20 protein-coding genes are annotated in these 22,602 nt (G+C 55.6%); 10 read left to right on the top strand and 10 right to left on the bottom strand.

The window, feature by feature from the left end; all coding sequences use genetic code 11:
- Window positions 1-105: 105 nt before the first annotated feature.
- Entirely contained in the window at window positions 106-1,077 is a 972-nt protein-coding gene (gene lpxM, locus ACTJJA_RS09170) for a lauroyl-Kdo(2)-lipid IV(A) myristoyltransferase (RefSeq protein WP_089598192.1), read from the top strand.
- A 53-nt stretch (window positions 1,078-1,130) separates the two neighbouring features.
- Here lpxM and pyk read toward each other — a convergent pair whose 3' ends face one another.
- Window positions 1,131-2,573 carry a pyruvate kinase gene (gene pyk / locus ACTJJA_RS09165; RefSeq protein ID WP_010432595.1) on the bottom strand — a complete coding sequence of 481 codons (1,443 nt, stop codon included), beginning with the start codon at window positions 2,571-2,573 and terminating at the stop codon, window positions 1,131-1,133.
- 114 nt (window positions 2,574-2,687) lie between these two features.
- Window positions 2,688-3,557 (bottom strand): MurR/RpiR family transcriptional regulator, encoded by an 870-nt coding sequence (locus ACTJJA_RS09160; protein ID WP_010432597.1) that lies wholly within the window; start codon window positions 3,555-3,557, stop codon window positions 2,688-2,690.
- 357 nt (window positions 3,558-3,914) lie between these two features.
- On the opposite strand from ACTJJA_RS09160, the gene zwf reads away from it, so the two are divergent.
- The 3 genes from zwf (at window position 3,915) to kdgA (ending at window position 8,117) form a co-directional block, all read left to right on the top strand.
- Window positions 3,915-5,390 carry a glucose-6-phosphate dehydrogenase gene (gene zwf / locus ACTJJA_RS09155; RefSeq protein WP_089598193.1) on the top strand — a complete coding sequence of 492 codons (1,476 nt, stop codon included), beginning with the start codon at window positions 3,915-3,917 and terminating at the stop codon, window positions 5,388-5,390.
- A gap of 234 nt (window positions 5,391-5,624) precedes the next feature.
- Window positions 5,625-7,436 (top strand): phosphogluconate dehydratase, encoded by a 1,812-nt coding sequence (gene edd / locus ACTJJA_RS09150; protein ID WP_440667540.1) that lies wholly within the window; start codon window positions 5,625-5,627, stop codon window positions 7,434-7,436.
- A 39-nt stretch (window positions 7,437-7,475) separates the two neighbouring features.
- Window positions 7,476-8,117, top strand: a complete 642-nt coding sequence (gene kdgA / locus ACTJJA_RS09145; protein WP_006811025.1) for a bifunctional 4-hydroxy-2-oxoglutarate aldolase/2-dehydro-3-deoxy-phosphogluconate aldolase — start codon at window positions 7,476-7,478, stop codon at window positions 8,115-8,117.
- A gap of 41 nt (window positions 8,118-8,158) precedes the next feature.
- On the opposite strand, the gene purT is transcribed toward kdgA, so the two are convergent.
- The gene (purT, locus tag ACTJJA_RS09140; protein WP_440667537.1) at window positions 8,159-9,337 is read right to left on the bottom strand and encodes a formate-dependent phosphoribosylglycinamide formyltransferase; all 1,179 of its coding nucleotides are present in this window, start codon (window positions 9,335-9,337) and stop codon (window positions 8,159-8,161) included.
- Between the two features lie 170 nt (window positions 9,338-9,507).
- On the opposite strand from purT, the gene ACTJJA_RS09135 reads away from it, so the two are divergent.
- Together ACTJJA_RS09135 and ptrB are read left to right on the top strand one after the other, a co-directional pair.
- The gene (locus tag ACTJJA_RS09135) at window positions 9,508-10,161 is read left to right on the top strand and encodes a tellurite resistance TerB family protein (protein WP_336666879.1); all 654 of its coding nucleotides are present in this window, start codon (window positions 9,508-9,510) and stop codon (window positions 10,159-10,161) included.
- An 83-nt stretch (window positions 10,162-10,244) separates the two neighbouring features.
- Window positions 10,245-12,305 (top strand): oligopeptidase B, encoded by a 2,061-nt coding sequence (ptrB, locus tag ACTJJA_RS09130; RefSeq protein ID WP_440667535.1) that lies wholly within the window; start codon window positions 10,245-10,247, stop codon window positions 12,303-12,305.
- On the opposite strand, the gene exoX is transcribed toward ptrB, so the two are convergent.
- The 3 genes from exoX to ACTJJA_RS09115 all read right to left on the bottom strand — a co-directional run bounded on the left by exoX (window position 12,302) and on the right by ACTJJA_RS09115 (window position 13,980).
- The gene (gene exoX / locus ACTJJA_RS09125; protein WP_010432611.1) at window positions 12,302-12,964 is read right to left on the bottom strand and encodes an exodeoxyribonuclease X; all 663 of its coding nucleotides are present in this window, start codon (window positions 12,962-12,964) and stop codon (window positions 12,302-12,304) included. The genes ptrB and exoX overlap by 4 nt on opposite strands.
- A gap of 24 nt (window positions 12,965-12,988) precedes the next feature.
- On the bottom strand, window positions 12,989-13,639 hold the full coding sequence (locus ACTJJA_RS09120; protein ID WP_440667532.1) for a nitrilase-related carbon-nitrogen hydrolase: 651 nt from the start codon (window positions 13,637-13,639) through the stop codon (window positions 12,989-12,991).
- Window positions 13,640-13,749: 110 nt separating this feature from the next.
- Window positions 13,750-13,980, bottom strand: a complete 231-nt coding sequence (locus ACTJJA_RS09115; protein WP_010432616.1) for a DNA polymerase III subunit theta — start codon at window positions 13,978-13,980, stop codon at window positions 13,750-13,752.
- A 137-nt stretch (window positions 13,981-14,117) separates the two neighbouring features.
- On the opposite strand from ACTJJA_RS09115, the gene yobA reads away from it, so the two are divergent.
- The 4 genes from yobA to pphA all read left to right on the top strand — a co-directional run bounded on the left by yobA (window position 14,118) and on the right by pphA (window position 16,817).
- Window positions 14,118-14,489 carry a CopC domain-containing protein YobA gene (gene yobA, locus ACTJJA_RS09110; RefSeq protein ID WP_440667728.1) on the top strand — a complete coding sequence of 124 codons (372 nt, stop codon included), beginning with the start codon at window positions 14,118-14,120 and terminating at the stop codon, window positions 14,487-14,489.
- A 1-nt stretch (window position 14,490) separates the two neighbouring features.
- Window positions 14,491-15,360, top strand: coding sequence for a copper homeostasis membrane protein CopD (gene copD / locus ACTJJA_RS09105; RefSeq protein ID WP_440667530.1), 870 nt, complete (start codon window positions 14,491-14,493; stop codon window positions 15,358-15,360).
- A gap of 16 nt (window positions 15,361-15,376) precedes the next feature.
- Complete coding sequence (locus ACTJJA_RS09100; RefSeq protein WP_010432621.1) at window positions 15,377-15,715, top strand: YebY family protein; 339 nt, start codon at window positions 15,377-15,379, stop codon at window positions 15,713-15,715.
- 463 nt (window positions 15,716-16,178) lie between these two features.
- A complete protein-coding gene (gene pphA / locus ACTJJA_RS09095) occupies window positions 16,179-16,817 on the top strand; it encodes a protein-serine/threonine phosphatase (protein ID WP_440667527.1) in 639 nt (212 codons plus the stop codon).
- 34 nt (window positions 16,818-16,851) lie between these two features.
- On the opposite strand, the gene ACTJJA_RS09090 is transcribed toward pphA, so the two are convergent.
- The 4 genes from ACTJJA_RS09090 to yebS form a co-directional block, all read right to left on the bottom strand.
- Window positions 16,852-17,091 (bottom strand): YebV family protein, encoded by a 240-nt coding sequence (locus ACTJJA_RS09090; RefSeq protein WP_042717979.1) that lies wholly within the window; start codon window positions 17,089-17,091, stop codon window positions 16,852-16,854.
- Between the two features lie 104 nt (window positions 17,092-17,195).
- Complete coding sequence (gene rsmF / locus ACTJJA_RS09085; protein ID WP_440667525.1) at window positions 17,196-18,659, bottom strand: 16S rRNA (cytosine(1407)-C(5))-methyltransferase RsmF; 1,464 nt, start codon at window positions 18,657-18,659, stop codon at window positions 17,196-17,198.
- A 56-nt stretch (window positions 18,660-18,715) separates the two neighbouring features.
- Window positions 18,716-21,349, bottom strand: a complete 2,634-nt coding sequence (locus tag ACTJJA_RS09080) for an MlaD family protein (RefSeq protein ID WP_440667523.1) — start codon at window positions 21,347-21,349, stop codon at window positions 18,716-18,718.
- On the bottom strand, window positions 21,318-22,601 hold the full coding sequence (yebS, locus tag ACTJJA_RS09075) for a membrane integrity lipid transport subunit YebS (protein WP_440667521.1): 1,284 nt from the start codon (window positions 22,599-22,601) through the stop codon (window positions 21,318-21,320). Before yebS ends, ACTJJA_RS09080 begins: the two co-directional genes overlap by 32 nt.
- Between the last annotated feature and the right edge of the window lies 1 nt (window position 22,602).

The raw sequence follows: 22,602 nt of genomic DNA, 5'->3' as shown, positions 1-22,602 counted from the left end.
AATGAAGCCGGCGTCTGTATGCGCCGGCTTTTTCTTTTGTACGCAAGCGACTGCCTCGCTACACTATCTGAATATATTTTTGCGTCACCAGACCCTGGAACCAGCATGGAAACCAAAAAAAACAATATTGAATACATTCCTGAGTTTGAAAAATCTTTTCGCCATCCGCGCAACTGGGGCGCCTGGCTTGGGGTATATGCTTTTGCTGGCATAGCGATGCTGCCTGCTTCGGTGCGCGATCCCGTTCTGGGTAAAATTGGCCGTCTGGCCGGGCGTTTAGGCAAGAGCGCCCGCCGTCGCGCGCAGATCAACCTTTACTACTGTTTTCCTGAAAAAAGCGAGGCCGAGCGCGAAGCCATCATTGATGAGATGTACACCACCGCGCCGCAGGCAATGGCGATGATGGCCGAACTGGCGTTGAAAGGGCCGGAGAAGATCGTCGACCGCGTTGACTGGAAAGGGCTGGAAATCATCGACGAAATGCGTCGCAACGACGAAAAGGTTATTTTCCTCGTGCCACACGGCTGGGGCGTTGATATTCCGGCGATGCTGATGGCTTCTCAGGGGCAGAAAATGGCGGCGATGTTCCATAACCAGGGTAACAAGATCTATGATTTTGTCTGGAACACAGTGCGCCGTCGCTTTGGTGGACGTTTGCACGCGCGAAACGATGGCATCAAGCCGTTTATTCAGTCTGTTCGTCAGGGCTACTGGGGATACTATCTGCCGGATCAGGACCACGGCCCGGAGCACAGCGAGTTTGTCGATTTCTTTGCAACGTACAAAGCCACGCTGCCTGCGATTGGTCGCCTGATGAAGGTTTGTCGCGCTCGCGTGATCCCGCTGTTCCCGGTCTATGATGGTAAAACGCATCGCCTGAGCATTGAGGTGCGGCCACCGATGGATGACCTGCTGACCGCAGACGATCGCACTATCGCGCGGCGTATGAATGAAGAGGTGGAAATTCTGGTGGGGCCGCATGCCGAACAGTACACGTGGATACTGAAGCTGCTGAAGACGCGTAAACCGGGTGAAACAGAGCCGTACAAGCGCAAAGAGCTTTTCCCGAGGAAATAAAAAACCTTCCCCTCATCCTATCCCTCTCCCCTTAGGGGAGAGGGGAGCGGATCTTACTCTACGGTCAGTACGCGAGTGGTATTGGTTGAGCCGATGGTGCTCATCACATCACCCTGCGTCACGATGACGATATCACCGGACACCAGGTAGCCTTTGTCGCGCAGCAGGTTCACGGCATCGTGCGCGGCAGCGACGCCGTCATTGGTGCTGTCGAAGTGAACCGGGGTCACGCCGCGGTACAGCGCCGTCAGGTTCAGCGTACGCTCGTGACGGGACATGGCGAAGATCGGCAGGCCGGAGCTGATACGCGAGGTCATCAGCGCGGTGCGGCCAGATTCGGTCATGGTGATGATGGCAGTCACCCCTTTCAGGTGGTTGGCTGCGTACATCGCAGACATCGCAATCGCTTCTTCCACGTTGTCGAACTGAATGTCCAGACGGTGTTTAGAGACGTTAATGCTTGGGATCTTCTCTGCACCCAGGCACACGCGCGCCATGGCGGCCACGGTTTCTGCCGGATACTGGCCCGCAGCGGTTTCCGCAGACAGCATAACCGCATCGGTACCGTCCAGCACGGCGTTCGCCACGTCCATCACTTCCGCACGGGTTGGCATTGGGTTAGTGATCATGGATTCCATCATCTGGGTGGCGGTGATTACCGCGCGGTTCAACTGGCGCGCGCGACGAATCAGCGCTTTCTGGATGCCGACCAGTTCCGGGTCGCCAATTTCTACACCCAGATCGCCACGGGCAACCATCACCACGTCAGACGCCAGAATCACGTCGTCCATCGCGTCCTGATCGCACACGGCTTCAGCTCGCTCCACTTTGGCAACGATCTTCGCGTCGCAGCCTGCATCACGCGCCAGACGACGGGCATAGTTCAGGTCCTCGCCGCAGCGCGGGAAGGAGACGGCCAGATAATCAACGCCAATTTGCGCCGCAGTCACGATATCCGCTTTGTCTTTGTCGGTCAGCGCTTCTGCAGAGAGGCCGCCGCCGAGTTTGTTGATACCTTTATTGTTCGAGAGCGGGCCACCGACGGTCACTTCGGTGAACACCTTCATGCCCTGAACTTCGAGGACTTTCAGCTGTACGCGTCCGTCATCGAGCAGCAGGATGTCGCCAGGCACAACGTCAGCAGGCAAACCTTTATAGTCGATACCCACTTTCTCTTTGTCGCCTTCGCCTTTGCTCAGGTTGGCATCCAGCAGGAATTTATCGCCAATATTGAGGAAGACTTTGCCTTCTTTAAAGGTCGATACGCGGATTTTTGGACCCTGGAGGTCACCGAGGATGGCAACATGGCGGCCAAGTTTAGCCGCGATTTCACGCACTTTATCGGCACGTAATTTATGGTCTTCTGGCGTACCGTGAGAGAAGTTCATACGCACCACGTTGGCACCCGCGGCGATAATCTTTTCGAGATTATTATCGCGATCGGTAGCCGGGCCTAATGTAGTTACGATCTTGGTTCTGCGAAGCCTTCTGGACATGTAATACTCCGTTGACTGAAACAACTTTGGTGTTGCGTGAACATTAAATCGGCCTTCATCTGCCGCAAGGCAGCAAAGAGGGGACCGAATGCCGTAAGTCGTACATCTTAGTTATTAGGGAACATCGCTCTTTATAAGCAATTCTTTATCAAAACGCGATTCCTTGAGCGCTTCCTTGACACGCTTCAAGTTATCTCTGAATTTTGCACCCCTGCGCAAGGTAAAACCGGTCGCCAGCACGTCAATCACCGTTAGCTGCGCCAGACGTGACACCATAGGCATATACATGTCGGTGTCTTCCGGCACGTCCAGAGTGATGGCGAGCGTTGCTTCCCGCGCCAGCGGCGTGCCTGCGGTCGTCAGGGCAATCACCATGGCATCGTTTTCACGTGCCAGTTGAGCCAGCTCAACCTGGCTCTTGGTGCGCCCGGTGTGCGAGATCAGTACCACGACATCATCTTCGCTACAATTCATACAGCTCATGCGTTGCAGCACAATGTCATCGGTATAAATTACCGGTACGTTAAAGCGGAAGAACTTGTTCATGGCATCATGCGCCACGGCAGCCGACGAGCCAAGACCGAAGAAGGCAATGCGTTTGGCCTGCGTCAGCAAATCGACCGCGCGATTGACCGAGCCCATGTCCAGCGATTGACGTACGTGGTCCAGCGTCGCCATGGCGGATTCAAATATTTTCGCTGTGTATGCATCAACGCTGTCGTCTTCATCCACATTGCGATTAACATACGGGGTGCCGTTCGCCAGACTTTGCGCAAGATGCAGTTTAAAATCAGGAAAGCCGCGCGTTTCCAGGCTGCGGCAGAATCGATTAACCGTCGGTTCGCTGACGCCCGATTCCTGCGCCAGAGCGGCGATGCTTGAATGAATCGCCTGAGCGGGAGAGGCAAGAATAACTTCGGCCACTTTTCGCTCGGATTTGCTAAGGTGTTCCAGTTGAAACTGGATTTTTTCCAGCATGTTCATTGTTAACAGGGCGCTCGTGGGGGTGGAAACGATTTCATTAATAGATGAAATCGAGATTCGATTTAGCCGATATTACCCCTGTGTTTTACGAAAGGGTAACAGTCGACAAGAAATGTTGTTGTTTTTTTTCATTACTTGATCGATGTCGGATTTTGCTGGGACCCTGTTGCGCAAAGAATCGACGTTTGTTGCGTCATTGCGCCATCGCTAACGTCTGAAGGACGGAAAATCGCGGTATCGCACGCGACGTTAAGCGCTAATGGTTTCAGGAATGACGTAAAAGCAGTACAGTGCATTGTAATAAAATTACAACGATACCTGGCAGAAGCACCAGGTGATCTAACTGAGGAGAATGACATGGCGGTAACGCAAACAGCCCAGGCATGTGACCTGGTCATTTTCGGCGCGAAAGGCGATTTAGCACGCCGAAAATTGCTGCCTTCCCTGTATCAACTGGAGAAAGCGGGTCAAATTCATCCGGATACCCGTATCCTGGGTGTTGGGCGCGCCGACTGGGACAAGGACGCTTATACAAAAGTGGTGCGCGAAGCGCTCGAAACTTTCATGAAAGAGAAAATTGATGAAAGTTTGTGGGATACGCTGAGCGGACGCCTTGATTTCTGCAATCTGGACGTAAACGACGTAAGCGCCTTTACCCGTCTGGGCGAGATGCTGGATCAAAAAAATCGCGTCACCATTAACTATTTTGCGATGCCGCCAAGCACCTTCGGCGCGATCTGCAAAGGTCTGGGCGAAGCGAAGCTGAACGCTAAACCGGCACGCGTCGTGATGGAAAAACCGCTGGGTACCTCGCTGGCAACGTCGCGGGAAATCAACGACCAGGTGGGCGAGTTCTTTGAAGAGTGCCAGGTCTACCGTATCGACCACTATCTCGGAAAAGAGACGGTACTGAACCTGCTGGCGCTGCGTTTTGCGAACTCCCTGTTTGTGAATAACTGGGACAACCGCACCATCGACCACGTGGAGATCACCGTGGCGGAAGAGGTGGGGATTGAAGGTCGCTGGGGTTACTTTGACCAGGCCGGTCAGATGCGCGACATGATCCAGAACCACCTGCTGCAAATTCTGTGCATGATTGCCATGTCTCCACCGTCTGACCTGACGGCCGACAGCATTCGTGACGCCAAAGTGAAAGTGCTGAAATCACTGCGCCGCATCGACCGCTCCAACGTGCGTGAGAAGACCGTCCGCGGCCAGTACACCGCCGGGTTTGCTCAGGGTAAAAAAGTGCCTGGCTATCTGGAAGAAGAGGGCGCGAACAAGTCCAGCAACACCGAGACCTTCGTGGCGATCCGCGTGGATATCGACGACTGGCGCTGGGCGGGGGTTCCGTTCTACCTGCGTACCGGGAAACGTCTGCCTGCTAAATGTTCCGAAGTGGTGGTTTACTTCAAAAACCCAGAGCTGAACCTGTTCAAAGAGTCCTGGCAGGAGCTGCCGCAGAACAAACTGACCATCCGTCTGCAGCCGGACGAGGGTGTGGATATCCAGATCCTGAACAAAGTGCCGGGTCTGGATCACAAACATAACCTGCAGACCACCAAGCTGGATCTGAGCTACTCCGAAACCTTCAACCAGACGCACCTGGCTGATGCGTACGAGCGTCTGCTGCTGGAAACCATGCGCGGTATCCAGGCGCTGTTCGTGCGTCGCGACGAAGTGGAAGAGGCGTGGAAATGGGTCGACTCCATCACCGAAGCCTGGGCAGCCGATCAGGATGCGCCAAAACCGTATCAGGCAGGAACATGGGGACCGGTCGCATCGGTTGCGATGATCACCCGTGACGGTCGCTCCTGGAACGAGTTTGAGTAACAGTCACCTCTAGCCCAAAGGTGTTATTTTACCGGTAACATGATCTAACACAGCTAGTGGCACATTTTTTAAACTTTTAAGCTCCGCGTGGATTCACCCGCGGAGCTTTTTTTATTACACTGCCGGAAGCGATTTTGCCCTTGAGCTCCGGACAGCAAGCGTTTCAGCGTTGTTAACAACTGCCAGCGACTTTGTAAACTCCCGAGCCCAGACAAATAAATTAGAGGAGCTTTTATGAATCCGACATTGTTACGCGTAACACAACGCATCATTGAACGCTCGAAAGAGACCCGTTCCGCCTACCTCGCCCGTATTGAACAAGCAAAGAGTGAGACCGTCCACCGTTCGCAGCTGGCCTGCGGTAACCTCGCGCACGGTTTCGCCGCCTGCCAGCCGGGTGATAAAGATTCGCTGAAAAGCATGCTGCGTAACAATATCGCCATCATCACCTCCTACAACGATATGCTCTCCGCACACCAGCCGTATGAGGTCTATCCCACTATCATTCGTAACGCGCTGCACAGCGTAAATGCCGTGGGTCAGGTGGCAGGCGGTGTGCCCGCCATGTGCGACGGCGTGACGCAGGGACAGGACGGGATGGAGCTGTCGCTGCTGAGCCGCGAAGTGATTGCGATGTCCGCGGCGGTGGGCCTGTCTCACAATATGTTCGATGGAGCGCTCTATCTCGGCGTATGCGACAAGATCGTCCCTGGCCTGGTGATGGCGGCGCTGTCATTTGGTCATCTGCCCGCGATTTTCGTGCCGTCCGGCCCGATGGCGAGCGGTCTGCCAAATAAAGAAAAAGTGCGTATCCGCCAGCTCTACGCGGAAGGCAAAGCCGATCGTCAGGCGCTGCTGGAAGCGGAAGCCGCCTCCTACCATGCGCCGGGCACCTGTACCTTCTACGGTACGGCCAACACCAACCAGATGGTGGTGGAGTTCATGGGGATGCAGCTTCCAGGCTCGTCCTTTATCCAGCCGGATGTGCCGCTGCGCAAGGCGTTGACTGAAGCCGCGGCGCGTCAGGTGACGCGTCTGACCGGGAACGGCAACGACTGGATGCCGATGGGCAAAATGGTTGATGAGAAAGTCATCGTCAACGGGATTGTTGCGCTGCTGGCAACCGGTGGTTCAACCAACCACACCATGCACCTGGTCGCGATGGCGCGCGCGGCGGGTATCCTGATCAACTGGGATGACTTCTCCGACATCTCCTCCGTCGTGCCGCTGATGGCGCGCCTGTACCCGAATGGTCCGGCAGACATCAACCACTTCCAGGCGGCGGGCGGCGTTCCTGTTCTGATGCGCGAGCTGCTGAAAGGCGGTCTGCTGCATGAAGACGTGAACACGGTGGCGGGCTTTGGCCTGCAGCGTTATACCCTTGAGCCGTGGCTGAACAACGGCGAGCTGGACTGGCGCGAAGGGGCGAGCGACTCTCTCGATCCTCAGGTAATCGCGACCTTCGAACAGCCGTTCTCGCGTCACGGTGGCACCAAAGTGCTGAGCGGTAACCTCGGTCGTGCAGTCATGAAGACCTCTGCCGTCCCGGAAGAGAACCAGATTATCGAAGCGCCTGCGGTGGTGTTCGAAAGCCAGCACGACGTGCTGCCTGCCTTTGACGCGGGCCTGCTTGATAAAGACTGCGTGGTGGTGGTGCGTCATCAGGGGCCAAAAGCCAACGGGATGCCAGAATTACATAAACTTATGCCACCACTTGGTGTATTATTGGACCGCCGTTTCAAAATCGCGCTGGTGACCGATGGACGCCTCTCTGGCGCATCGGGTAAAGTGCCCTCTGCCATCCATGTGACCCCGGAAGCCTACGACGGTGGTTTGCTGGCGAAAGTGCGTGACGGTGACATGATCCGCGTGAACGGCCAGACAGGTGAGTTAACCCTGCTGGTCGATGATGCAGAGCTGGCAGCACGTCAGCCTCATATTCCTGACCTGAGCGCATCGCGCGTGGGTACCGGACGCGAAATGTTTGGCGCGCTGCGCGAGAAGCTGTCCGGCGCAGAGCAGGGCGCAACCTGTATTACGTTTTAAGACGACGTGTTTTTAACGATCTGGCGAGAGAAAACTCTGATGAAAAACTGGAAAACAAGTGCAGAAGCAATCCTGACCACTGGCCCTGTCGTGCCGGTCATCGTGGTGAACAAACTGGAGCACGCTGTCCCAATGGCGAAAGCGCTGGTTGCGGGCGGCGTTCGCGTCCTGGAAGTGACCCTGCGCACCGCGTGTGCGATGGACGCTATCCGCGCTATCGCCAAAGAAGTGCCGGATGCCATCATCGGTGCGGGTACCGTTCTGAATGCGCAGCAACTGGCAGAAGTGACGGAAGCCGGTGCTCAGTTCGCGATCAGCCCGGGACTGACTGAGCCTCTGCTGAAAGCGGCAACCGAAGGTTCTATTCCTCTGATCCCTGGTATCAGCACCGTGTCTGAACTGATGCTGGGCATGGATTACGGTCTGAAAGAGTTTAAATTCTTCCCGGCTGAAGCGAACGGCGGCACCAAAGCGCTGCAGGCGATTGCGGGTCCATTCTCTCAGGTGCGTTTCTGCCCGACCGGCGGTATCTCTCCTGCCAACTACCGTGACTACCTGGCGCTGAAAAGCGTACTGTGTATCGGCGGTTCATGGCTGGTGCCAGCGGATGCGCTGGAAGCCGGCGACTGGGATCGCATCACCAAACTGGCTCGCGAAGCGGTTGAAGGTGCGAAACAGTAAGTTAATCGCAGCATGAAAAACGGGCCTTTTGGCCCGTTTTTTTATCCCTCTACCTTGACGTTCGCAGCGGCCGCTTTCGCTCTCTCCACGGCGTCGTCAACGTTATCCCCGGTGGCTAACGCTACGCCCAAACGACGAGTTCCGTCGATCTCCGGCTTGCCGAACAAACGGATCTGCAATCCTGCACCTACCGCTGCGTCGACGTTATCAAACGTCACGTTCCGGCTGGTCAACTCGGGCAGGATCACTGCCGATGCCGCAGGACCGTACTGGCGAATGCCGCCAACAGGCAGGCCGAGGAAAGCGCGCACGTGCAGGGCGAACTCGGAGAGATCCTGCGAAATAAGCGTCACCATGCCGGTATCATGCGGGCGAGGGGAGACTTCGCTGAAAATCACCTCGTCGCCGCAAACAAACAGCTCTACGCCGAAGAGGCCATAGCCGCCGAGCGCCAGGACGGTCCTGCGGGCGATCTCCTGTGCGCGCTCCAGCGCCAGAGCGCTCATCTGCTGCGGCTGCCAGGATTCACGGTAATCGCCGTCTTCCTGACGGTGGCCAATCGGGTCGCAGAAATGGACGCCATCAACAGCGCTAACGGTGAGCAGAGTGATTTCGAAATCAAACTTCACGACGCCCTCAACGATCACACGACCGGCTCCGGCACGACCGCCCTGCTGGGCATAATCCCACGCCTTATCCAGCGCGCTGCTGTCACGAATAAAGCTCTGTCCTTTACCGGAGGAGCTCATCACCGGCTTAATGATGCACGGGTAGCCAATCTCCTCTACGGCCTGCAGGAACGCGCCTTTATCGCCAGCAAAACGGTAGCTCGACGTGGGCAACTCCAGCTCTTCTGCGGCCAGGCGGCGAATGCCCTCGCGGTTCATGGTCAGCTTTGCTGCGTTGGCACAGGGCACCACGCGCTGACCTTCCTGTTCAAGAGCAATGAGCGTGTCGGTGGCAATGGCTTCAATTTCCGGCACGACAAAATCGGGTTTCTCACGCGTAATCAGCTTGCGAAGGGCATCGCCATCCAGCATGTTAATGACATAAGAACGATGGGCAACGTGCATCGCGGGGGCATCGGCATAACGGTCTACGGCAATGACTTCAATGCCCAAACGCTGGCATTCAATAGCGACCTCTTTACCCAGTTCACCCGAGCCCAAAAGCATCACACGTGTCGCCGCAGGTCGCAGCGCGGTTCCTAAACGAGTCATAAAAATCCCCCTGAAAAAGTTGCGGGCAGTATAAACGAAAACGTTTGCGTCTGTCTTGCGCACGGGGCGTTTCATCACGTAAGAATTTGCGCTTCTTTAGTGCCGGCAGACATTTCCTGACACCCACTCGCTTAGGCTGTGAGCATATGCACCGTTAAGTGAGGGAAATTATGTCAGGCTGGTTAAATCAACTGCAATCCATGCTGGGTCAGAAAGGCGTGTCGTCGGGTGAGCAAGGACTCAGCAAGCTCCTGGTGCCGGGCGCGCTGGGAGGACTGGCGGGGCTGCTGGTCGCCAATAAGTCATCGCGTAAGCTGCTGGCAAAATATGGCACTGGCGCGCTCCTGGCGGGGGGCGGAGCCATTGCGGGTACCGTCCTGTGGAACAAATACAAGGACAAAGTGCGCACCGCGCATCAGGGTGAACCGCAATACGGCGAGCATGTCACACCGCTGGATCTCCGAACAGAGCGGCTCATTCTGGCGCTGGTATTTGCGGCCAAAAGCGACGGGCATATTGATAGCAAAGAGCGTGCGGCGATAGAGCAGCAAATGCGTGAGGCCGGTGTGGAAGAGCAGGGGAGAGCGCTGGTTGCACAGGCCATCGAACAGCCTCTCGATCCCCAGCGTCTGGCGCAAAGCGTGAAGAACGAAGAAGAGGCGCTGGAACTCTATTTTCTGAGCTGCGCGGCTATCGATGTCGATCACTTTATGGAGCGCAGCTACCTCAATGCGCTCGGCGATGCGCTGAAGATCCCTCAGGATGTTCGTGAGGGCATTGAGCAGGATATTCAGCAGCAAAAACAGACGTTACAGGCCGGGTAATCATCTGATGTGGTCATGTTTCGCTTGCATCATGCGCGTGTTTTGCCAACCTTATAGGGTGTAAAACTCAAAAGAATCATGACATGCCACCGAAAGCCCGACGCACTCCTTATGCGATCACCACGCATGGTGATACGCGCATAGACCACTATTACTGGCTGCGGGATGACTCGCGTTCCCAGCCAGACGTGCTCGACTATCTGCACCAGGAAAACGATTATGGCCGCAAGGTCATGTCCAGCCAGCAGGCGCTACAGGACCAGCTGCTGAACGAAATGGTGCAGCGTATTCCCCAGCGCGATGTATCTGCCCCCTGGACCAAAAACGGTTATCGCTACCGTCATATTTATGAGCCCGGCAATGAATACCCCATCTATCAGCGCCAGTCGGTGCTATGTGCCGAATGGGACGAATGGGAAATCCTGCTGGACGCCAACCAGCGTGCCGCTCACAGTGAATTCTATACGCTGGGCGGTATGTCGGTGTCGCCAGATAACGCCATTATGGCGCTTGCTGAAGACTATCTTTCTCGCCGACAGTACGGCCTGCGCTTCCGCAATCTCGAGTCCGGGAACTGGTATCCGGAAATGCTGGAGAATATCTCCCCGGATTTTGTCTGGGCGAATGATTCTGAAACGGTCTACTACGTCAAAAAGCATGCGTCCACGCTGCTGCCTTATCAGGTCTGGCGGCACACCGTAGGGACGGATTCTGCCGATGATGAACTGGTGTATGAAGAGAAAGACGAAACATTTTACGTCAGCCTGCACAAAACCTCATCGCGTCACTATGTGATTATTTACCTGGCCAGCGCCACCACCTCGGAAGTCCTGCTGCTGGATGCTGAGCTGCCTGATGCGCAGCCGCTCTGCTTCTTGCCGCGCCGCAAAGATCATGAGTACAGTCTTGACCATTTTCAGCACAGTTTTTACCTGCGATCGAATCGCGAGGGTAAAAACTTCGGCCTCTACAAGACCAAAGTGCGTGATGAGCGCAAGTGGGAGGTGCTGATCCCCGCGCGGGAACATGTGATGCTGGAAGGCTTTACGCTGTTTACCGACTGGCTGGTGGTGGAAGAGCGTCAGCGGGGGTTGACCAGTATCCGCCAAATCAACAGGAAAACGCGGGAAGTCGTGGGAATTGCCTTCGACGATCCGGCCTATGTCACGTGGATTGGCTTCAACCCTGAACCGGAATCGTCGCGCCTGCGTTATGGCTACTCTTCTATGACGACGCCGGACACCCTGTTTGAACTGGATATGGATACCGGGCAGCGCCAGGTGATTAAACAGGCTGAGGTAAAAGGATTTGAGTCGGATAACTACCGCAGCGAACACCTGTGGGTGACCGCCCGCGATGGCGTTGAGGTGCCGGTCTCCCTGGTGTATCACAAGGCGCATTTTAAAAAGGGTAAAAACCCTCTTCTGGTTTACGGCTACGGTTCCTACGGCTCCAGTATGGATGCGGATTTCAGCGGAAGCCGTTTGAGCCTTCTCGACCGTGGCTTTGTCTATGCTATTGCCCACGTGCGCGGTGGCGGTGAACTGGGCCAGCACTGGTATGAAGAGGGGAAATTCCTGAAGAAGAAAAACACCTTCAACGACTATCTCGACGTCTGCGATGCCCTCATCGAACAAGGCTATGGCGACCCGACGCTCTGCTTTGGGATGGGAGGAAGCGCGGGCGGCATGCTGATGGGGGCCGTGATTAATCAGCGCCCTGAGCGCTTTAAGGGCATCATTGCGCAGGTTCCGTTTGTCGATGTGGTGACCACCATGCTGGATGAGTCCATCCCGTTAACCACGGGTGAATTTGAAGAGTGGGGGAATCCTCAGGACGAAATCTATTATCGCTACATGAAAGAGTACAGCCCCTACGATAACGTGGAGGCGAAAGCGTATCCGCATCTGCTGGTCACCACCGGCCTGCATGATTCACAGGTGCAATACTGGGAACCTGCAAAGTGGGTGGCGAAACTGCGTGAACTGAAAACCGACGATAATCTGCTGCTGCTCTGTACCGACATGGACTCCGGGCACGGGGGGAAATCAGGGCGATTTAAATCTTATGAAGGCGTCGCGCTGGAGTACGCGTTCCTGATTGGCCTGGCGCAGGATACGCTGCCAGGCCGCGCAGAACGTTAGGCGTCGCCCAGATAGTGCTTCAGCGTCAGGCGAAGCTCCGGGCTCATTCTGTCGAGGTTGTTATACAGCCAGCGCAGATAACCCGGATCTTTATCCGCCACTTCCGACACCGGTTTGCCGCGATATTTCCCAAAGGTAAAGGTGGTCAGTAACGCAGGGCGTCCGGTGATGGTTGCCATATCATCCGGCGTCCAGCCAGAGATATTCATAATATCAATCAGCAACGCGGCGGTGATATAGCAGTCATAGAGGGCGCGGTGATGGTGCAGCCCCTCGGGCGTCCTGACGCTGAGCTTGCGGGATTTATACAGCGCCATATTGCTGTATTTAATCCCCGGCCACAGTCGACGAGCCAGCTTCATGGTGCAAATCCATTCGCCCGGCATTTCCGGAAGAACGCGACGATCAAAGCTGGCGTTATGTGCGACATACCACGGGCTGCCGTAATAATGCGGTATGATCTCTTCAATCCATGGCTTGTCCGCCACCATCGACTCCGTAATGCGATGGATTGCCATCGCCTGCGGACTTATCGGACGGTCGGGACGCACCAGGTGGCTCATCGGGTTGACTATCTTTCCGTCAACCACATCGACTGAAGCCACTTCTACTATTCCGCCCTGCAGATCGCAGGTTTCGGTATCGATGACGCGCAGCATTGATCGCTCCTGACCCTAAAACGCTTAGCCTAAAGGAATGATATCGCCTTGCCAACCCTGTCTGCCAAGAGATCCGGTTAAGAGCAGTTCGCCTTTGTCGGCACGAACGATCAGCTGACCTTTTTCATCCCATAATGCACTGCCGCTGCGGGCGTTGGCCATCAATACCGCAATGGCATACTTATGCGCGAAGCGCTGCAATGTGCTGATGGACTGCCGCCAGCGGTTATCGCCCACCGCCTGGCAGCTGGTAAATAACGTGGCTTGCGGATCGAGGTTAGGGGTGTCTGACTGGGTATCGATAATGGTGAGCTGTTTATCCCCTGGGATCAGGCTTGCACCGCTTCCCTGAGGATAACGGAGGACAGTATCAAGATGGGGCGTGAAGAGGGCGAGTCCTTTCTGACGCTGGCCCTGATGAACGAGCGTCAGCCCTGCAATAACCGTTATATTGTGTGACTGCGCGGCGTAAAGGAGTGGGGCAAGCTGCAGATCGTCGGGCGGCGCGGGCAGGTCAGCCTCGCCGGGGCCTGTTAATGAGAGTTCAGGAAACACCAGCAACTGACACTGCTGTCGCGCCGCTTCGTCAATGAAACGGAGGTGGTGTTTTACGTGGCTATCGACACTGGGGTGCTGTGCGGCATATTGAGCTGCTGCAATATTCCATCGAGACATCGTGACTTCCTTATACACTGAGTCGCCGGGATTTAAGAATACACCTAATTAACTAAGGGTTTTCTTATCCTGCCATAATCCGCGTAAGGAAGTGTAATGCGTCGTTAAGCTTATTTAACTTTCGGTTCGTACGGCAGTCGCGAGAGATTAACCGAGGCCAGGCGATGCGCAATCAGGCGTTCGCGAAACCAGTCGCGCAGGTGCGCGGGTTGTTCACGCTCGACAACTTCAGCCACGATGGGCATGTTGTAGCGTTCTTTAAATGCCACGCCAGCGGCAGCGAGATCGACATTGACTTTGTCCATCTCGTCCTGAGGAAGGGCAGCCAGATTAATGTTCATTACCTTCTCCTTTTTATGCGGTGGCAACGTTACCGCGATTGGATGACGATGACAAGCGAAGGGAGGATGATCCTCGACTCGTTTATTATACAGCGTTATTCTTTACCTTACAGGCATAACAAAAAGGAATGATTGTGATGGATTTCTCCTCTTCCCGCGCGGTGCGTGCGCTCACTTTATTGATCGCATCGGCAGTGACGCCCGCCGTTCTGGCTCACGCGCATCTCAAACAGCAATCCCCGGCGGCCAATACTCAGGTAGCGGCCCCGCAGACCCTTACGCTGAACTTCTCCGAAGGTATTGAACCGGCATTTAGCGGCGTTGTGGTGACCGATGCGCAACAGCAGTTGATGAAAACCGGTACCGTGAAGCGGGATGAAAAAGACAACGCCCGGCTGGTTGTGCCACTGGAACAGCCGCTGGCGGCGGGCACCTATCAGGTGGACTGGCATGTGGTCTCGGTTGATGGCCACAAAACCAAAGGCAGCTATCACTTTAGCGTGAAGTAATATGCTGGCGCTGGTCTACGTGGCGTTACGCTTCATCCATTTCGGCGCGTTGATGCTGATTTTTGGCAATGCGCTCTACAGCGTCTGGTTTTCGCCGTCGTCACTGCAACGCCTGATGCTGCGACGCTTTCAGGCGCAGCAGAAAATGGCCGCGTTAATCAGCCTGGTGACCGCACTCCTGATGTTTGCGGTGCAAGGCGGAATGATGGGCAACGGCTGGCCTGATGTGCTGAGTGCGGATATCTGGCGAAGCGTGCTGGGGACGCAGTTTGGCGGTGTCTGGCTGTGGCAAATCATTCTGGCCATCATCACCGCCGGTGCCGCGTGGCTGGCACCCCAAAAAGGTTCGCGACTGTTTCTGCTTGCGATGGGGCAGTTTGTCCTGCTGGCGGGTGTCGGGCATGCGGCAATGGATGACGGAGCGCCTGGAGCACTGCACCGCCTTAATCATGCGATCCATCTCCTCTGCGCGGCAACCTGGCTTGGCGGATTGCTGCCGCTGCTGTTTTGTATGCGTCTCTCGAGCGGACGCTGGCAGACGGCGGCGGTCTATACCATGATGCGTTTTTCCCGCGTGGGGCACTATGCCGTGGCTGGCGTGATATTCACGGGTATCATTAACGCGCTGTTTATTACCGGCATCAATGTGCCCTGGCAGACGGGCTACGTAAAAATGTTGTTGTTCAAATGTGCGCTGGTGGCGTTGATGGTGGTAATTGCGCTGGCGAATCGGTATTTTCTGGTGCCACGCTTTCGCCCGGATGCCGGATGGGAGCAAACCCTTTTTATCAGGATGACACAGGCAGAAGTGGTGCTGGGCGCGTTGGTACTGGCCACGGTCAGTCTGTTTGCGACCTGGGAACCCTTTTGACAAGGTTTAAAGACATATGAAAAAGACACTACTTTCTCTTTTACTGTTGGCCTGCACCGGAAGTGCGCTGGCAGCGCCGCAGGTGATCACCGTCAGCCGTTTTGAGGTGGGTAAGGAAAAATGGGCCTTCAATCGTGAAGAGGTGATGCTGACCTGCCGTCCTGGCCACGCCCTGTACGCGATCAACCCAAGCACGCTGGTGCAATACCCGTTAAACGATACCGCAGAGCAGCAGGTTGCCAGCGGTAAGAGTAACGGACAACCGATTAGCATTATCCAGATTGACGATCCCGCTAAACCTGGCCAGAAGATGAGCCTGGCACCGTTTATTGAGCGCGCAGATAAACTCTGCTAACGCCAATGTTTCCAATAAAAAACCGCAGATGCTAGCGAAAGCACTGCGGTTTTTTACGTTTAATGATGCTCCGACGCTTTTTTTCAGGCCACTTTAACCGTGGACTGGAAAACCTGGCGTCGTCATCTATTCTTAAAAGGCAAGGCGACTTAGCCTGCATTAATGCCAACTTTTAGCGCACGGCTCTCTCCCAAGAGCCATTTCCCTGGACCGAATACAGGAATCGTATTCGGTCTCTTTTTATCTGCATGAAAGTAAACGATAAAATCCAATTATCGGCTTCTGCAGAAAGCACACTTCCTGTACGCCTGGTTCAAACATACCACAACACGGCAGGCCTAAGTCCAGCCCTTTTTGACTGTTTTGTTAAATTCTTGTGCGTAGTTGGCGAAAGACAACTGCGGGTAACTGACGCCTGCGCAGGCGAATTTCAGCGGCAGCTATACTTCTCAAAGGAGGCGTTATGTATCAGAGAATTGAGGGTAAAAACTGGCGTCACGTCTGGGTTGTTAGCGATATTCATGGCTGCTATCAATGGCTCATGGACGAACTGCAACGTCGCCATTTTGATCCCTGTGCGGATCTGCTGATTTCCGTAGGGGATATCATCGATCGCGGTCCCGATAGTGTGAAGTGTTTACAGCTTCTGCATGAAAAATGGTTTCGGGCAGTGCGCGGGAATCATGAACAAATGGCGCTGGATGCACTTGAAAGTAATGATTTTGCTCTCTGGACGATGAATGGCGGTAGTTGGTTTTCAACGCTCCAGGACAAAACACACGCACTAACGTTACTCGAAGCGTGTCGGGACTTACCGCATATTATTGAAATAACCTGTGTGAACGGTCTGAATGTTGTCGCCCACGCGGATTATCCGGCAGAGGCGTACGTCTGGAACAAACCGGTGAGCCTGCAGCGTGTGCTGTGGGATCGTGACCGTTTAATGGGGTTTATGGTGGGTAAAGGGCAGGGGATCCAGGGGGCGGATCATTTCTGGTTCGGTCATACGCCACTGGATAAACGCTATGACTTTAACAATCTGCACTATATCGACACCGGTGCGGTGTTCGATGGCTTCCTTACGCTGGTTCAGCTGCAGTAATAAATAACCCGCCTTCGGGCGGGTTCACTTTAGGTCAGGCAAGACGCAAGACCCAGGCATCGGTGTTACGGTCGTAATGCTCGCGGTAAAGGACTGAGTGTTCTCCATCAAGGATAGCCGGGACGCTGGTGTCGGCATCCCAGGCATCCAGTTGCATGCACAAATCCGGGTCGGATTTGCAGGGAATACTTAACGTTCGATCGCCTTGTGCTTCGCCGCGCAATTCTGCGTCGTCGATTTCAAAAGCGCCAATACGCACGCTGGTTTTCGTCATAGTGCTCTCCGGGTTCGTTGCAAAAATCTGGTATGACCAGTACGGGCATCCATTTTTTAGCCTAGACAAGGAGAGCAAAATCGCCAGTAAAAAAATGCGCTTTTTTAGTCGGTGCGAGTGTTACCTGTAAACAAGCGACCATCACGAACCAGCTCGCGCGGATAATTATTTTTCAGCCGTGACCCGATCTTTTTCGCCAGCCCCAGCGGGAACCCCTGATACGTGACAATGACCTCATCCTGCGACGGGGTGCTCTCAGGGTAAACATCACGGCCGCGATACCACTCTTCGGCTTCCTGATGCGTCAACTCAAAGGTGTTGTCGCTACCCGCCAGCGCAATAACCGCCTCGTGCTGCCAGCGGTACCCTTTGTTGTGTACTTCCGCCAGGCGGATACCGATACGGGAAAAGCGGACTTTACCGATAAGCGGCTCAATGTGTGCCGGGAACAGCCATATCTCTTTATCACGTATCCAGAGGTGCAAACTCTCGTCCCAGACCAGCCCAACCTTGTTGGCGGCGGCTTCAAGCTGCGCGGCATCGCGACCTTTAAGCGGCGCAAACGGGAAATTACCGACTTTGAATTTTGGTATTGGCAGGGGAGCCACCGCCTGCGTTTTACGCAGACGTGCGACAAAGAACCCTTCGCAGTCGTAAATTTGTGGGAACACGTGGAGAAAACCGTCGGGCGTGGCCGCCTCATGTGCCGTGGGGAATAAGTCATTAAGGGGCAAGAACTCGACCGCATCCGGGTATTGCGCTTTCAACCACAGACAAACCTCTTCGTTCTCATCGCGGTTTAAGGTGCACGTTGAGTAGACCAGCGTGCCGCCAGGACGCAACGCGTGAAACGCACTCTCAATCAGCTCGCGCTGCGTGGCAGCGATATCCAGGTTGCTTTCCACCGACCAGTTTTTGAGTGCATCAGGATCTTTGCGCACCACGCCCTCGCCGGAGCAGGGAGCATCCAACAGAATGGCATCGAATGCCTCCGGCAAGGCGGCACCGAATACGCGACCGTCAAAATGCGTCAGGGCCACGTTATGGATACCGCAGCGGCTGATATTGGCGTGGAGCACCTTTACGCGGCTGGCGGAAAACTCGTTGGCGAGAATTGCCCCGCGGTTGCCCATGCGTGCGGCAATCTGCGTGGTTTTTGAGCCGGGTGCGGCGGCGACATCCATCACGCGTTCGGGCGCGTTACCCTCAGCGAACAGGGCGGCAACTGGCAGCATCGAACTCGCTTCCTGAATATAAAAGAGTCCGCTCAGGTGTTCAGCGGTGCTGCCCAGCGGTAAAGCGTCCTCGTCGTCGCGCTCGATCCAGAAACCCTCTTCACACCATGGCACCGGCGTAAGTTGCCAGCCATACGGCGACACCAGCGTCAGAAAATCGGCCACGCTGATTTTGAGCGTATTGATGCGGATGCTACGACGCAACGGACGCTGGCACGCGGCGATAAAATCATCCAAGGAAAGATGAGAAGGAAGCGCCTCGCGCATCTGCGCCAGGAATTGTTCAGGAAGAAATACGGAGTTTTGAGCCACGGGCACACCACAGGGAAACATTCAGGCGCGCAGTGTAGCATAAAGGCTCCGGCGCGTTGACACCGGAGCCTTTCAGATTAACGCGGCAGGGCGGTTCCCCATTCGCGCCACTCTTTGGGTTCACTTTCAAGTAGCAGGAAGTGTTTACCCGGCTGGGCTTTCGGTGCCAGCGGTGTACCCGGTGGCGTTGCGAAGGCGATACCGCCGCGTATGAACTGGTTAAAGGTACCGGTTTTCACCACGCCGCCCGTCAGGCCAAAGTCCAGTGAATAGCCGGAGGCCAGCCAGAATACGGAGTTGTTGCGTACCAGGTGCTGGTAGCGATCGCTAATGCGCAGCGCGACCATCACGCGGTCCGAAAGGGTACCCAGCGTCAGGCCCGTCACGGTGCCGACTTCAATACCGCGGAACAGCACCGGTGTACCGATGGACAGTCCACCGGCTTCCGGGACTTCGACCACAATGCTCAGGCCATCAAGGTAGCGCGAGTCGGTAATCGTCGCTTCCTGCAGTTCAAAGTCACGACGGGCTTTGCCTCGACCGGCTTCAACGTTGATGTAGGGCTGCAAAATCGTGTCGAGATGCTCAACGCCTGCGGCAGAAATCTGCGGCGTGACAACGGAGAAACGTGAGCCCGCACGGGCGAAGGTCTGCACATACTCCGGATAGAGCACGGCGGTGGCCTGCACTTCATTGCGCGATGTGATCAGCGTTAGCTTCTGGATCTGCCCGATATCAATGCCCAGATAGCGAATAGGCATTCCCTCAGCCAGTTTCCCCGCATCGAAGGCATGGAGGGTAATCTGTCCGCCTACGGCACGCGCCGCGGTCTCAGACGGGAAGAGGATACGCTTATCCCCCTTGCGCATATCGCCGCCCGCACCGGGCAGATTATCGAAGCTAATCGCACCGCGCAGTGCGCGGGAAAGAGGAGAGGCCTGCACGGTTAATCCGCTGCCGTTAAGCTGGACCTTCGCGCCGCCTTCCGCCCAGAACACGCTATTTGCGGTGAGCAGCTTGCGGTATTCCGGCTTGATATGCAGTTCGATATCAAAGGCGTCCGCGTGCGGACGTACGGTGATCACTTCCCCGACCTCAAACTTGCGATACAGCACAACTGAACCGGCCTGCACGTCTGGCAGCGTCTCGGCGCTGAGCGTCAGCGTGGTGGTCGGCAGATCGCTCAGGCTGTTTTCTATCGCCTTGTCCAGATTGGCATACAGGGGATAACTCTCCCGCACGGGGCCTTTATTGCCCGGCAGAATGCGGATCCCGCCGTTGACCCATTCGCTGGCGCTGGCGCCGAGAAACTCAACGCCGTCCAGACCGACCTTCACATCGACACGGCTGTTCACCACGAACTTGCTGTCACCATGCACCAAATCGCTGTACTGCGGATCGATAGCGGCCGAGAAGGTGACCCCTTTTTCCGACAGGGTGCGTTCCAGCACCTGGCCCACCTGCACGCCATGTAAGATCAGCGGCTGACCGGCTTCGATGCCGTAACTTTCCGGGGCATTAAGCGTAACGGTCACAACGCCGGGTTTTTGCAGCAGCGCTTTGTCCGCCGGGGCAATAACAAAACTGTTGCTGGGCTGCCCCTCTCCGGGGATAAGTTCAAAGGTCGTGCCCGTGAGCAGGCTACTGATGCTGGCATCACTCAGCGACAGTTTTGGACTGCGCATCTCAATACGCGTTTTTTCTCGCAGGAGATCGACCACGCTCGGATCAACGGTCATCTCACCGGTTACCGAACCGCCGGGATTGAGCGTCATCTTCGTCAGCTGTCCGACCTCAAGCCCTTGATACATCAGCGGAGTCGAACCGGCTTTCAGCCCCTTGGCGTCGGGCAGGGCAAGTTTCACGATCACACCGCGCTGGCTGTGGGCCAGGTCGGCGTACAGTCCAAAGGTGTCATCGGCTTTGGCAGGGCTGGACCCTTCCGGGGAATCGAAGGCGATAGCGCCATTCACCAGCGCCGCCAGGCTTTCCAGCTTCACTTTTGCACCGCTCAGGCTGACGTCCGCATCCACGCCGGACACATTCCAGAAGCGGCTGCCTTTTTTCACCAGGTTAGTGAAGCGGCGATCGATCAGCACGTCAATGGTCACACCCTGTTTGTTCGGGTTGATGGCGTAATCGTAAACGCGACCCACCGGAATTTTGCGGAAGTAAACCAGCGAACCGCTGTTCAGTGAACCCAGGTCAGGTGCCTGCAGGTGGATCATCAGGTCGCCGTTATTGAGTCGGTACTTTGGCTGCGTATCGAGCGCCACAAAGTGATCCTGCGGCTCGCCTTTCCCCGGCATCATGCCGATATAGTTACCGCCAACCAGCGCATCCAGCCCCGACACACCGGCGAGAGAGGCTTTCGGCGTCACCAGCCAGAACTGCGTTTCGCTGCGCAGAGCATCCTGCATGTCAGATTTGATACTGACTCGCACCTGAATTTTGTTCAGCCCTTTTCCCAGCGTGATGTCCTGGACTGTACCGACTTCCACCCCCTGGAAGCGAACAGGGGTGCGTCCGGCGACGATACCGTCGGCGGTCTGGAAGTCAATGGTGACAGTACTTCCGCGATCTTCATAGCTCGTCCAGATAAGCCAGCCCGCGATCATCAGGGCGATGACGGGCAGCAACCAGAATGGCGAAATGCGGCGTTTTGTTTTAATTCTCGCTTCAGTCGGCGAAGCGGGCGTTTCCTGACTCATGTGCATCCCAAAGTAAGCGGCTATCCAGCCATTCCACAGCAAGAATAGTCAATATCACCGCAGAGCCGAAATAAAAAGCTGCGGGTCCCATTGTAAAAGCAAGCAGCTGATCGCGATTGATGAGCGACATCATCAACGAAATCACGAACAGATCCAACATCGACCAGCGACCAATCCAGGTAACAAACCGCAGAAGCAGGATGCGTGTGCGCAGGCCCTGTTCGCATTTAAAATGGATGCTGATAAGTAACGTAAACATCACCACCACTTTGGTGAACGGCACCAGGATACTGGCGATAAACACAATGGCCGCCACGCCCACGTTGCTGTGGGCGAGGGAGATAATCCCTGAAAGGATGGTGTCTTCCTGGCGCGCGCCATTCACGTAAATGATTGAAATCGGCAGCATGTTAGCCGGGATCAGGAATACCATGGAAGCAATCAACGCTGCCCAGCATTTTTGCAGGCTGTTGTTGCGCCTCAGCCTGAGCGGAATATGGCATCGCGGGCAGCGTCCCCGTGTATCCGGCAAGCCGGTATAGTGGCAACCTAAACAGACGCGCAGGTTTTCATCCGGACGCGAGGCCGGGCGCTGGGGATAAAAACGCTCCCAAAGCTGCTCTACGTTCAGATGGATCAGCGTCAGAATACTGAGCAATACCAGGCAGATGAAGGCGAACAGCCCAACGCCGGGCTGCAAAAATGCGTAGTCCTGCACTTTAATTGACGCCACACCGACCCCGACCAGGTAGATGTCCAGCATGACCCACTCTTTCAGCTTATCGAGCATCAGCAACACGGGGCGCAGATTCATCCCAAGAATGTTACCAAGCCACAGATAGGCGATGGCGGCGACCAGAACCAGCGGCGCACCGACGGTACAAAACAGCACCATTGCGGCGGTCAGGGGATCGCCCTGGCGCGTCATCTGCCAGATCCCTTGCAGCACGTTGGCATCAATACGCACGCCGAGCAGATAAAGTTTCAGCAGCGGCTCGCTCCAGGCAAAGGGCATAAGCAAGAGCATCGTCACGGCCATGGCTGCCAGACGGGTCAACGACCAGTCCCGCCCGTCGCGGATTTTGGCGTCACAGCAGTGACAAAACGCACTTTGGTGCGATTTCATCTTCGGCAACATAAAAAGCGTATCGCACTGCGGGCAACGCTGATAATGTGCACGAGGCAGGGCTTCACTTACCGTATGGATAGTGATCTTCTTTGTCGGCGTAATTTTGGTTGTTTTTAAGGCCATC

It is taken from the genome of Enterobacter sp. 22452, assembly GCF_052045065.1.
GTDB lineage: Bacteria > Pseudomonadota > Gammaproteobacteria > Enterobacterales > Enterobacteriaceae > Enterobacter > Enterobacter mori.
The sequence above is the reverse complement of the archived record's forward strand: the minus strand, read 5'-3'. Positions and strand labels throughout refer to the sequence as shown.

Excerpts from the sequence above, each read along its gene's own strand:
- pphA (WP_440667527.1), top strand. The coding sequence starts at position 16,179 with ATGTATCAGAGAATTGAGGGTAAAAACTGGCGTCACGTCTGGGTTGTT.
- ACTJJA_RS09160 (WP_010432597.1), bottom strand. The coding sequence starts at position 3,557 with ATGAACATGCTGGAAAAAATCCAGTTTCAACTGGAACACCTTAGCAAA.
- lpxM (WP_089598192.1), top strand. The coding sequence starts at position 106 with ATGGAAACCAAAAAAAACAATATTGAATACATTCCTGAGTTTGAAAAA.
- purT (WP_440667537.1), bottom strand. The coding sequence starts at position 9,337 with ATGACTCGTTTAGGAACCGCGCTGCGACCTGCGGCGACACGTGTGATG.
- ACTJJA_RS09115 (WP_010432616.1), bottom strand. The coding sequence starts at position 13,980 with ATGAACATTAATCTGGCTGCCCTTCCTCAGGACGAGATGGACAAAGTC.
- ACTJJA_RS09100 (WP_010432621.1), top strand. The coding sequence starts at position 15,377 with ATGAAAAAGACACTACTTTCTCTTTTACTGTTGGCCTGCACCGGAAGT.
- yobA (WP_440667728.1), top strand. The coding sequence starts at position 14,118 with ATGGATTTCTCCTCTTCCCGCGCGGTGCGTGCGCTCACTTTATTGATC.
- kdgA (WP_006811025.1), top strand. The coding sequence starts at position 7,476 with ATGAAAAACTGGAAAACAAGTGCAGAAGCAATCCTGACCACTGGCCCT.
- ACTJJA_RS09080 (WP_440667523.1), bottom strand. The coding sequence starts at position 21,349 with ATGAGTCAGGAAACGCCCGCTTCGCCGACTGAAGCGAGAATTAAAACA.
- yebS (WP_440667521.1), bottom strand. The coding sequence starts at position 22,601 with ATGGCCTTAAAAACAACCAAAATTACGCCGACAAAGAAGATCACTATC.
- rsmF (WP_440667525.1), bottom strand. The coding sequence starts at position 18,659 with ATGTTTCCCTGTGGTGTGCCCGTGGCTCAAAACTCCGTATTTCTTCCT.
- ACTJJA_RS09120 (WP_440667532.1), bottom strand. The coding sequence starts at position 13,639 with ATGTCTCGATGGAATATTGCAGCAGCTCAATATGCCGCACAGCACCCC.
- zwf (WP_089598193.1), top strand. The coding sequence starts at position 3,915 with ATGGCGGTAACGCAAACAGCCCAGGCATGTGACCTGGTCATTTTCGGC.
- edd (WP_440667540.1), top strand. The coding sequence starts at position 5,625 with ATGAATCCGACATTGTTACGCGTAACACAACGCATCATTGAACGCTCG.
- copD (WP_440667530.1), top strand. The coding sequence starts at position 14,491 with ATGCTGGCGCTGGTCTACGTGGCGTTACGCTTCATCCATTTCGGCGCG.
- ptrB (WP_440667535.1), top strand. The coding sequence starts at position 10,245 with ATGCCACCGAAAGCCCGACGCACTCCTTATGCGATCACCACGCATGGT.
- pyk (WP_010432595.1), bottom strand. The coding sequence starts at position 2,573 with ATGTCCAGAAGGCTTCGCAGAACCAAGATCGTAACTACATTAGGCCCG.
- exoX (WP_010432611.1), bottom strand. The coding sequence starts at position 12,964 with ATGCTGCGCGTCATCGATACCGAAACCTGCGATCTGCAGGGCGGAATA.
- ACTJJA_RS09090 (WP_042717979.1), bottom strand. The coding sequence starts at position 17,091 with ATGACGAAAACCAGCGTGCGTATTGGCGCTTTTGAAATCGACGACGCA.
- ACTJJA_RS09135 (WP_336666879.1), top strand. The coding sequence starts at position 9,508 with ATGTCAGGCTGGTTAAATCAACTGCAATCCATGCTGGGTCAGAAAGGC.